Annotated in this window: 6 protein-coding genes and 1 pseudogene; 6 read left to right on the top strand and 1 reads right to left on the bottom strand. The window is 50.8% G+C overall.

What is annotated here, in order from left to right:
* Window positions 1-673, bottom strand: a 673-nt coding sequence (locus tag E1H13_RS14400) for a sulfatase-like hydrolase/transferase (RefSeq protein ID WP_278002517.1), incomplete at its 3' end; no start/stop codon positions are given.
* A gap of 558 nt (window positions 674-1231) precedes the next feature.
* Between E1H13_RS14400 and E1H13_RS14395 the strand changes: the two genes are divergently transcribed.
* The 6 genes and pseudogenes from E1H13_RS14395 to E1H13_RS14375 all read left to right on the top strand — a co-directional run bounded on the left by E1H13_RS14395 (window position 1232) and on the right by E1H13_RS14375 (window position 6118).
* Window positions 1232-1960, top strand: a complete 729-nt coding sequence (locus E1H13_RS14395) for a DUF362 domain-containing protein (protein ID WP_169614113.1) — start codon at window positions 1232-1234, stop codon at window positions 1958-1960.
* Complete coding sequence (locus E1H13_RS14390; RefSeq protein WP_169614112.1) at window positions 1903-2352, top strand: hypothetical protein; 450 nt, start codon at window positions 1903-1905, stop codon at window positions 2350-2352. The genes E1H13_RS14395 and E1H13_RS14390 overlap by 58 nt, the downstream gene beginning before the upstream one ends.
* Window positions 2353-2413: 61 nt before the next feature.
* Window positions 2414-3898 (top strand): carbohydrate porin, encoded by a 1485-nt coding sequence (locus tag E1H13_RS14385; protein WP_169614111.1) that lies wholly within the window; start codon window positions 2414-2416, stop codon window positions 3896-3898.
* A 254-nt stretch (window positions 3899-4152) separates the two neighbouring features.
* Window positions 4153-4929: a hypothetical protein gene (locus E1H13_RS14380; RefSeq protein ID WP_169614110.1), complete on the top strand. Its 777-nt coding sequence runs from the start codon at window positions 4153-4155 to the stop codon at window positions 4927-4929.
* Window positions 4930-5113: 184 nt separating this feature from the next.
* Window positions 5114-5287, top strand: a pseudogene (locus tag E1H13_RS27995) (DUF5996 family protein); the annotation flags it as partial.
* A 255-nt stretch (window positions 5288-5542) separates the two neighbouring features.
* Window positions 5543-6118 (top strand): TMEM175 family protein, encoded by a 576-nt coding sequence (locus tag E1H13_RS14375; RefSeq protein WP_169614109.1) that lies wholly within the window; start codon window positions 5543-5545, stop codon window positions 6116-6118.
* The last annotated feature ends 18 nt before the right edge of the window (window positions 6119-6136 follow it).

The raw sequence follows: 6136 nt of genomic DNA, 5'->3' as shown, positions 1-6136 counted from the left end.
TCCTTGAGTTGCACCATACACCTGCTCTGTCAGAACAGTGCAAATATACTGAAATTCTGTTTATCCGAACAGTATTGGGATACCACTGGTCGGTTTCACCGCCGATGAACCCATAGAAATAGTCAAAGCCCAAACCATTGGGCCAGCGATCGAAGGGGCCGACGCTGGTGGTCTGGTTGTCGGGGACGTTGTGGTTTTTGCCAAACCAGGCGGTGCTATAGCCATTGCGCTGGAGAATCTGGCCGATGGTGGCCGTACTTTGGGGAATCAACCCCGTATAGCCGGGGTAGGCCGTGGCTAGCTCTTGAATGGTGCCCGACCCCACCGAGTGATGGTTGCGCCCAGTCAAAATGGCAGCGCGGGTCGGCGAACACAGGGCCGTCGTATGGAAAGTGTTGTAGCGTAACCCGTTGGCGGCCAACCGATCAAAGGTGGGGGTGGCAATGGGGCCACCAAAGGTGCTGGCCGAGCCAAAGCCCGCATCGTCAATCAGCACCAACAACACATTGGGAGCCCCAGCGGGGGCCTTCGTGGCTTGAAACAGGGCGGTATCCGGCTGAGACTCTTGGTAGGTGACACCAATCTTGCCCTGAAAGGTGGGTTCCGGTCGAGGCAAAATTTCCTGGGCTAAGGCCGGGGGAACGGCCATTTGCAGCACAAGGGCAGCGACCATGGCCCCAGTGAGGAGAAAGGATCTAATCCGAGAAAGCATGATTCACAACACCAGCATGATTCACAACACCAGCATGATTCACAACATCCGTGCGAAGGACGTGCCAAGCGAGCGCCACTCACGCACAGCCAACGCATATCAAAAATGACTAGCGCGATGATGCTATCTCCCTAAGAAGAGGCCAAACAATACCCTGCTACAAAACGACATAGATCATCGGTACAACGCCTCAGGTTCTATTCAAAAAACGCAAGTTTATGCGAGTTCGCTTTACTTTTGTGGAGCATTTCTCTATAGGTGATTGGAATAGGTGATTGGAGTAGACCCGCTCACACCACGCTGAGGCCTTTCATCGCTATATGGTGCTTGGTCTACGGTGGCACTCGAAGCAGAAGATGGCTTTCCCAAAACTGCTTCTTTCCCCAAAAGTCTGAAATGTTCTATGGATTCGCAGCCTTTCTGAGCTGATTTACCTAGGAATTGAGGATTTTTATCGGCTCAGTCATCGCCCTGAAAATACCAGGGTAAAAAATCAGACTCCACAGGATGGAAGTTCCCATGTCTCTCTCCCTCGCACCGCAGGAAATCGTCAGCTTAGCCCCCCTTAACCGCGATCCCTCTCCCCCGGAGATGGATCAGGCCATCCGTGAGGCCACCCTGGCCGTGGACACCCTGGACTGGCTGCGACCCGGCGACACGGTGTTCATCAAACCGGTGCTCAATTCTGGCAAACCTTACCCGTCTACCACCAGCCCCCTAGCGATCGCCAGTATGGTGCGCCTACTGAAGGAAAAGGGGGCAGGGCGGGTGATTGTGGGCGACATGAGCGGCGTTGGCCATCTGGATCAGCGCCCGGAGGGGTGTAAGGGCCGCAGCAGTCGCGAGCTGGCCAAGAGTGCGGGGCTATTGGATATCGTTCTGGAGGCCGGGGCGGAGTGGGCATTCTTTGAAGAGGCGGGCTGGGACAGTTTCTACACCGAGCAACCAGCCCCCGGTTCCCACTGGCGGGAGGGCGTCACCCTGCCAAACGTGCTGCGGCAGGTGGATCACATTGTGTCCATGCCCCGCTGTAGCCGCCACGCCCTGCTGGGCAACACCCTTGGCCTCAAGTCGGTGGTGGGCTACATGCGCTACGACACCCGCCTGAGTACCACCACGCCGCTAAGAGCATTCAAGAAAAAACCGCCGAAGCCAACACCGTTCCCACCCTGCTACAAAAGCAGCGCCTGGTGGTCACCGCCGCCGACAAGGTACTGGCCACCTTCGGCCCCGACCTGGGCCATGTGATTGCCCCGCCCCAGGGGTTAGTCATCGCCTCCCGCTCCATGGTCGCCCACGACATGGTTTCTTTGGCCTGGCTAATCCTCCACTGGCGGCAATCCCCCTGGATCAACAAGCAGGCGTTGAGCGACCCCAGCAGTAGCAAAATCGTTGCCAATTTGGCCAACCGGGTGGTGGCCGGTATGCTGGGCGGCTGGAAATGGAGTTTCAGCGCCGAGGGGATAAAACATTCGCCACAACCAGATATTTGGCGCGATCGCACCCTACAACGGGCCTTTCAACTCATGGGCGGCGTGCCCAACATTCAATTGCAACCCACCCAGCCCAGTCTTTTCCCCCAAACCCTGGCCGAGCTAGCCGAGCTCGTGGCGCTGCCCGCCGCGACACGAGCGGCGTAAGCCAGACAATTGTGAGTCATCTCTTGTCCGTTGTTACAGCCCAAACACCCGCTGAAACCGAGTGAATTATCGCTATAGACCAACTTCTAGGCAGACCATCTGGCCTCTGTCTGTCTTACGCAGTGGGGCGCTGATCATTCCCCTGCTGGGATGGGGTGATCCAGGCTATGCCACCCCCTGTCAAAATCTTATTGCCCTTCAAGCAACCGATTGCGCCGATGTGATCGCAGATTTTCCTGATGATTCGGCGTCAGCAATGTCGAGTCAGGCGGCTGATCTGTATCCGGTTTCAACCGGCCCAGCAGCGGCATCTCTCGCCGGGAATGCCCCTATTTCTGCAACAGCGCCAGCCATTGCCCAACACAGCAGCGGTGAACCACCGCCCAGTGTTTGGGAACGACCAACGTTGACAGGGGATTGGGGCGGGCTGCGATCGCAACTCGCCGACAGTGGCGTCACCTTCGACCTCTACTTCACGCAGTTTTTGCAGGGGGCTGTGATCAGTTCCGGCTCCCGTGAATTCAACTACGGGGGGCGCTTCGATGCCCTGATCAATTTTGATACTGAAAAGCTGGGCCTCTGGGAGGGGGGGAGTTTCAATACCCATCTGGAACTACGGTACGGCAGTATTCCTCCATTGCCGTCTGCCCAGGGAGCCTTTTGGCCTGTCAATACAGGAGCCGCTCTTCCACTGGGAGACTCAGGAAATTTAGTGGCGTCCTCGCTTTACCTATCCCAGCGGTTGGGCGATGTTTCGCTGCTAATTGGCAAAATTAACGTGCTCGACTTGTTAGCCCGTGACCTTTTCTTTGGTGGTTGGGGTACGCAGCGATTTATGAACCTTTCCTTCGTCGCTCCTCCCAGTGGTGTCCTGCCACCCACCATCTTTGGGGCGATCACCAACATCCGCCTCGACCCCGTTGCCCTCACCGTCATGGTCTATGATCCCAACGACCAGACCAACAATTACTGGCCCAAGAATTTGTTTGCAGACGGAGTCACCTTCTCGGCTGGGATCACCTACGCCACTACCATCAGCGATCGCCCAACCACCGTTAGCCTCACGGGCACCTACAGCACTCAAGCAGGGCCAGACTTGAACGATATTCTGTTGCCACCAAACATCGAAGGTGGCACTCAACAAGGATCCTACGCTATTGCGTTCCAGTTCAGCCATTTACTGCAACAACTGCCAGATAACCCCCGTGAAGGTTGGGGCATCTACTTCAGGGGGTTGCTTGCCGATGGCAACCCCAACCCGATTCAGGGGTCAGTGGTTGCAGGCCTTGGTGGCAGAGGGCTATTCGCCACAAGACCCCAAGATCGTTTCGGGTTGGGTGGTTTTTACTGGAACTTCAGCGATGCGCTGCAAAGCACTGTCAATCCTATCATTGACTTTGGTAATGGCTCTGGCCTGGAAGCCTATTATAACTATGCGATTACGCCATGGTTTCACTTGACGGGGGATGTGCAATACATCAACCCCGCAAACCAGAGTTTCAGCGATGCTCTATTTCTGGGATTGCGGGCCGGTCTGCGATTTTAAAGGGTTCATATGAAGAAGTATGGCCGCAAACGCTTAGTCATCGTCCATGAGCAGGCCGATAAATCATCAAGTCTTTTCATGATCAGACAAATGCGACCATTCTTGACGGTTTGGAAAGACGTGCAGATGGGGGACACACTGGTATGCTAGGAGTATTATAAGAAATTCTAACCTCCATAATTACATCTTGAGCACGATCGAAAATTCTGGTTGATAAAGTTAATGATAATCAGCACCATTTATTTTGATAAATTATGGAATTTATAGCTATAGCACTCATATCAGCAATATTGCTCTCCTTAGGTATGGCTGGAAGTATTGAAGCTGGCTATAGGGTAGGTAAGCGCAGACTGAAAAAACATCCAGAAAGCAAAACCGAAGGATCTAGTGCAGTTGAAAGTTCTGTTTTTGCCATTTTAGGTTTAATCTTAGCCTTTACCTTTACGGGGACATTATCCCGTTATGAGCACCGAGTCAAGCTAGTTTTACAAGAGGCAAATGCCATTGGTACTGCCTATCTTAGGCTTGATTTACTACCACAGGATGCTCAAGATAAGTTGCGCCCACTTTATAGAGAGTATGTTCAATCTCGCATCAATGTATTTGAGTATTATGCCAATCGGCAACTATCTAATTCTTATTTTCACCAAAGTCTAAAATTGCAAGAACAAATCTGGGAAATTGCTAATGCTTCTGTTCTAATAGATAAAAATCCTGGGATCATGACCTTGGTTCTAAGCTCTACCAATGACATGATTGATATTGCCAATGAACGGCTACAAGCGACCCGCACCCATCCACCTACAACTGTTTACATTTTACTATTCACTCTTGCCCTGGCTTCAGCTTTTTTAGTCGGCCAGGATATGTCCACCAATGAAAATAGACCATTATTCTATATGGTTATATTCTGCATAACTATATCTGGAATTACGTATATCATCCTTGATTTAGAAAATCCTCGGCTTGGGGTGGTAAGAATTGATACAGGCGATAAAGTGCTTTTAGAAACCTTAAAAAGCATACAATGAGTTTTTATTGAATCGTTAAAACACAGTAATATAAGGTAAGGATACGACCACACCCACAGGCGTGTCCTAAGCGTTAGCTTGAATGTTAAGCCAGGGTGCACTTGTCTAACAATGCCTTAGAGAAAACTACAGATCTCGATCTGAACTTGGTATATATTTTCCTTAAGTAGAGGCTTCTTATGGCAGTTTCTGTAGCTCGGAGTTGCAAGAGTTTATCCTACCCTATGAGATAGTAAGACAAGCTAGTGAACCAGATATAGTAATCCTTGCTTTTCTCCAAAGCACTTATGAAGCAGCAGCAAATTTAGGACATTGGGATCGGGTAGCCGTGGAGCGTACCCCAATCGTGCAAGGTTAATACCAAACTTTGTGAGGATGAGCATAATCCATCGCCTGAAAGCCTTTGTTTAAGGGACTCTGGCTTCAGCTTTTTCGTTCACCTTCATGTTGTACTGACATAACAAATTTTGAAGCGGATAAACTATCGATTCTGATACAAGGTTTGAGGCGATCTGCCGCTACTTCACTGTACTGATGAATCGTGAATAAACGGACAAGCATTTTGTGCACAGTGGTTAGACAATGCGGTAAGCAGACAAGGAGTATATACAAAATGGTTAAAGGCAGGTTAGAAGCATTTAGTGATGGGGTGATTGCCATTATTATCACCATTATGGTGCTGGAGTTAAAAAGACCTCAGGAGTCAGATCTAGTGGCGCTAGCTCCCCTGATTCCAACATTCCTAAGCTACGTGTTGAGTTTCGTGTATGTTGGCATCTACTGGAATAATCACCATCACCTGTTTCAGGCCGTCCGACACGTAAATGGTGCAACTTTGTGGGCAAACCTACATTTGTTGTTCTGGTTATCGTTATTTCCCTTTGCTACAGCATGGATGGGTGAGAATCACTTTGGAGCGCTGCCCGTTGCGCTTTATGGTGTAGTTCTATTGCTGGCTGCGATTGCCTATTTTGCTCTAACCCGAACGCTTATTTTGTACCATGGTCAAAATTCCACCATTGCAAACGCTCTTGGTCGGGATCTGAAAGGAAAGTTTTCGGTATTGATTTATGCCGTTGCGATTCCCCTTGCTTTTGCGATCCCTTGGTTTGCCTGTGCGTTATATATTCTGGTTGCCGTCGTGTGGCTTGTTCCTGATCGCCGCATCGAAAAGACATTGAACTCATAAAGTTTCACATTTTGATGC

The organism is Nodosilinea sp. P-1105 (genome assembly GCF_012911975.1).
Taxonomy (GTDB): Bacteria; Cyanobacteriota; Cyanobacteriia; order Phormidesmidales; family Phormidesmidaceae; genus Nodosilinea.
The sequence above is the reverse complement of the archived record's forward strand: the minus strand, read 5'-3'. Positions and strand labels throughout refer to the sequence as shown.

Bases quoted from the DNA above. Each gene is read 5' to 3' on its own strand.
- E1H13_RS14395 (WP_169614113.1), top strand. From the start codon at position 1,232: ATGTCTCTCTCCCTCGCACCGCAGGAAATCGTCAGCTTAGCCCCCCTT.
- E1H13_RS14380 (WP_169614110.1), top strand. From the start codon at position 4,153: ATGGAATTTATAGCTATAGCACTCATATCAGCAATATTGCTCTCCTTA.
- E1H13_RS14375 (WP_169614109.1), top strand. From the start codon at position 5,543: ATGGTTAAAGGCAGGTTAGAAGCATTTAGTGATGGGGTGATTGCCATT.